Origin of the sequence: Paraburkholderia sp. BR10954 (assembly GCF_040965775.1) — a bacterium.
Classification (GTDB): Bacteria; Pseudomonadota; Gammaproteobacteria; order Burkholderiales; family Burkholderiaceae; genus Paraburkholderia; species Paraburkholderia youngii.
On record NZ_JBFRCK010000120.1, the window covers coordinates 1 to 4,034 of the forward strand.

At 59.4% G+C, this 4,034-nt stretch carries 3 protein-coding genes and 2 pseudogenes; 1 reads left to right on the forward strand and 4 read right to left on the reverse strand.

The features are described from left to right. The 3 genes and pseudogenes from AB4Y34_RS40975 to AB4Y34_RS40985 form a co-directional block, all read right to left on the reverse strand. A pseudogene (locus AB4Y34_RS40975) lies at window positions 1–121 on the reverse strand (IS91 family transposase); the annotation flags it as partial. A 21-nt stretch (window positions 122–142) separates the two neighbouring features. After that, complete coding sequence (locus AB4Y34_RS40980; RefSeq protein WP_368719214.1) at window positions 143–1,018, reverse strand: site-specific integrase; 876 nt, start codon at window positions 1,016–1,018, stop codon at window positions 143–145. Window positions 1,019–1,314: 296 nt separating this feature from the next. Continuing rightward, on the reverse strand, window positions 1,315–1,617 hold the full coding sequence (locus tag AB4Y34_RS40985; RefSeq protein WP_368719215.1) for a VOC family protein: 303 nt from the start codon (window positions 1,615–1,617) through the stop codon (window positions 1,315–1,317). A gap of 1,280 nt (window positions 1,618–2,897) precedes the next feature. Here AB4Y34_RS40985 and AB4Y34_RS40990 point away from each other — a divergent pair. After that, a complete protein-coding gene (locus tag AB4Y34_RS40990) occupies window positions 2,898–3,134 on the forward strand; it encodes a hypothetical protein (protein WP_176370132.1) in 237 nt (78 codons plus the stop codon). Window positions 3,135–3,502: 368 nt separating this feature from the next. Here AB4Y34_RS40990 and AB4Y34_RS40995 read toward each other — a convergent pair. Further along, window positions 3,503–4,034, reverse strand: a pseudogene (locus AB4Y34_RS40995) (IS5 family transposase); the annotation flags it as partial.

Here is a 4,034-nt window from a genome sequence, read left to right on the forward strand (position 1 = left end):
CCAGTGCCGCCGTGCGGCACCGTTCGATGGCCGACATGACCTTCAGTTGCCCCGGGCTCAGCCGTATCGTGTTTCGCCATGCTGGCCCGCGGGCGCGGAATATGTCCGCGACCTCAAGCACGGGACGTCCTGCGGGGCCAGTCTATTCGGAGGGCAGGAGCTCCAGTGGGCTGGTGACTTCGCGCAGCAGGTCGGTGGCCACCTGCGCGTAAAGCGCAGTCGTCTCGAGCTTCTTGTGACCGAGCAGCACCTGGATGACGCGGATGTCGACCTTCTGTTCCAGAAGATGGGTGGCGAAGCTGTGACGCAGCGTGTGCATGGACACGCGCTTGTCGATCTGCGCAGTCACGGCAGCGGCGTGTATTGCGCGGTTGAGCTGCTTTGGGGTCAGTAGGTTGACCGGATCCATGCCCGGAAACAGCCAGCCACCATCGAGCATCTTCCCCTGGGCCCGCGCGACGCGCCACCAGACGCGCAGGCGTTCGAGCAGCACGGGCGAGACCATCGCGTAGCGATCTTTGCGGCCCTTACCCTGCTCGATGCGCAGCGTCATGCGTTGGCTGTCGATGTCGCCGACCTTCAGCGCGACCACTTCGCTCGCGCGCAGGCCGGCGCCGTAGGTAACCGAGAGCGCAGTCTGGTGCTTGAGATTGCCCGCCGCGGCAATGAGCCGGCGGACCTCATCGGGGCTTAGGACGACGGGCAGCACACGGGGCACGCGCACCGGCTGCATGCGAGCCATCAGTTCGGGCTGCCTGAGCGTGATCTCGAAGAAGAACTTCAGCCCGGTGATCGCGGCGTTGAGAGAAACCGGAGAGGTACCGTGATCGACCAGGTGCAACTGGTAGCGTCGCAGGTCCTCGGCGGAAGCGGTGTCGGGAGAGCGGTGGAGAAACCGGGCGAACTCTCGCACGACCCTCAGACAGGCGTACTGGGTCTTCGGAGAAAGCTGACGCATGCGCATATCGTCGATCATGCGCTGGCGCAGCGGGCTGACGGCTGGTTGGGAGGAGGTCATGATTCGGCTCCTGTTGGAGAACGAGGTGGATTGCCTCATTCGCCAACATAGAACCGCGCGCCCGGCCTCTCCCTGACCTCAAGCGCCGGACCGTAGCCCCTACCGCGTAAGCGGTTTAGTCCGCCGGCCAGCAGCGGTCCTCTATACCTTGCAGTCGAATGACTGCTTTGTGGTTGCTGGGCTATCGCCCGCTTGCTTTGTCAGCGGCCATCAGTTCTAGAAGATTGCCGTCGATATCGCGAAAGAACACTGATTGACCTGGCTGTCTATCGGCCGTCATCCGTGCAACCGGACCTTCAAGGATGTTGACGTTTTTTGCCTTCGAGCAGGTCGAGCATGTCACTCACCGAGCCATTCCAGCGGAGGCATATGTCGGCCGCCCCTACCGTTGGGCGCTCGGCGACCAGATCGACCCCGTTGCCTTTTTGATGAATGCTCAGGACCGCGCCGCCGATTGCAAGTTGGCGCACGAGCACCCGGCCGTCTATGACATGCTCGGCGACAACTGCTGTCCCGAAAAGGTCATCGTAAAATGCACAGCTTGCCGCGAGGTCAGCTACGGTGATAGCAACATGATCGATTGCAAGGATTCGGGACATACGGACCTCCAAGAAAGGAACCATCCTATGCGCGAATAGTGAGCTGTGACTGACCGAAGAGGGCCGAGGCCGTGTGAAAACCTAAAAGTACCTGGTTTTCGGGTGTCGCTTTACCCTTCCCAACGCACCGCCAAGCCAACACAGCGCGATCTGGAGGGTCGCCTTTTTCGAACTCCGCGTTGAGCCTGCGTTTTCACACGGGTGCGCCGGGAGACCGGCAAGGAGTAGGTGGTGCAAGTCCACTGCGATGAAGGAATAGCGAACCACATCGGCCCCGAGCCGTGCGCAGGCATCCGCGAGGATGTCGGCGAAGCGTCGGCAGGGGTACGTGCAGGCCAGCCATTGAGCCACGATAGAAAACTGATCCCGGGTGCCGACGCTGTCTGTGTAGCGGAAGGCAAAACGTCCGAGCGCGTAATCGCGAGCGCCCGGATGACCCGGCGTGGTCGTAGAACCTGGCATGTGCGCACGCTCCTTGTTCGGGAACCGGGAGATCTCCAGTCTGGCCTGTCGCAGGATGGACAGGTCCGCATCGGGAAGGCGAGGAGCCGTAGCCGTCGCTCATCAACTCATCCACAAGCCAGTACCAGTTGAACGTTGCTTCAATGACCACTCCCACGAGATCTGCACGGTGGGGTGCCAGTGCTGCTCGAATTTGGACCGGATCGTTCGGTAACCTACCGCTGGTAGAGAACACGGTCAGTTTCGTCGCTGACCACAACCACACTGTTATTCGAGTGCGGGTCGATTCCGCTAAACTTGTCCATGCCGACCCTCCTGTGCGTCAAGTGGGTCTCGCAACCTCAACTCTACGCCCGCCGCTTCACCACAACGGCGCGGGCCCGGGTATATGATGATCAGATCGATCGCTCAATCATAGGCCATCTGTCCGCAATATTCCTGACTTGCGAGTAAGCAGGCGTAGAGCGCTTTTGTTGCGATGCCGACAGAAATCGTCGGAATTGTCCGGTTTGTGTGTTGGTGTTGTCGGTGAATGTCTTGAGGCGCCTTTCAAAAGTTGGCGTTGGCCTTTTGGTATAGATTTCGCGTAGACGTAACCGGCCCGAATGACTCTCATCGAGTGCCGCTATGCGTAATCATGAAATCGACGCTGGTAGGCCCATCAGCTGGGCGTCGACCTGCAGCTCCTGAGTAACCGGGAGAAGGCGATGCTGGTTGACGCCCGGAGACAAACCTACGCGCTGCCAGCACTGTTCGCCGTTCTAGGTCTTGCACGTAGTTCCTACTTTTACCACCGGGCACGAGTCTGGAGAACCACTATGAGTACCACGATTAGCAATGCGGGTTATGGTGTCTGGAACAATACGATTGACGTCACTGATCAGGTTCGACAGCAATACGCAAACGGCACGCGCGTGTTTCTCGCGGGTAATCAGTATGGCGACCCTTCGCCTGGAGACCGTAAGTATCTTTACATCTTCTGGAAGGTCAACGACGCCCCGACGCAATCTGGCGTGACGGGGGAGAATGACAATCGGGGGATCAGAATTGAATAAGTGCGCCTTGCCCCTCCAAAGGCTGCTCCGTCCGTCTGAAGACGTACCAGCAGACGAGGGAGCAACCGTGTTCGCATCGCGAAGGTCCCACCCCAGCGGAACTCACTTCGCGGCCGCGCGCTGATTGCCATTGCGGGCGTAGTGATACACCGCACGTCGGTAATCAAGAGAGGTAACTACGAACACGCGGGCGACATTCGCCTCCTGAAAATCGCTTCGCCGCTTGCTCCGCGCAATTCAGTAACATTCCCGATCCCCTTTGATGAAATAGGAATTATGAGACCAAAATTTGGGAAAAAATCGCCACTTGTTAGCATCGATGTAATCAGATATCAATCAGCGTTTCAAATTGCGAAATTCGGAGCTGGGAACGCCACCTTGACCGTCTGGCCCGTCAGCCTGCTGAACCTGACGCGCCAGTTCTCCGACCTGCGCACGCTCCTGTTCGTTGGCCGGCGTCACATGCACCGCAAGCAGTTGCCCCAATGTGTCCACCGCCATGTGCACTTTGCTGCCTTTCTTGCGTTTGTACCCGTCATAGCCTGCACGCGGTCCGCTCTCGCATGTCGATTGCAGCGTCCGGCCATCAAGGATCACTGCACTGGGCTGACCTCGGCGATCCTGCGCCACCCGGATAATCGAATGCAGGTCATGGACCATAGCCTCGAAACAGCCCGCCTGAACCCAGCGTTGCGTCTGCTGGTAGACCGCCTCCCACGGCGGAAAGTCATTGGGCAGCAGAACGCCACGGCGCACCCGCGCGGACAATCCAGCGCAAAGCGTTGAACATCTCGCGCAATTCGTAGCGACGCTGAGGCGCGTCCTTGTTCATCAATGTCAGGTACGGCGCGGCGAAGTACCACTCTTCATCCGATACATCCGTTGGGTAGGGGCTGCGTT

Excerpts from the sequence above, each read along its gene's own strand:
- AB4Y34_RS40980 (WP_368719214.1), bottom strand. The coding sequence starts at position 1,018 with ATGACCTCCTCCCAACCAGCCGTCAGCCCGCTGCGCCAGCGCATGATC.
- AB4Y34_RS40985 (WP_368719215.1), bottom strand. The coding sequence starts at position 1,617 with ATGTCCCGAATCCTTGCAATCGATCATGTTGCTATCACCGTAGCTGAC.
- AB4Y34_RS40990 (WP_176370132.1), top strand. The coding sequence starts at position 2,898 with ATGAGTACCACGATTAGCAATGCGGGTTATGGTGTCTGGAACAATACG.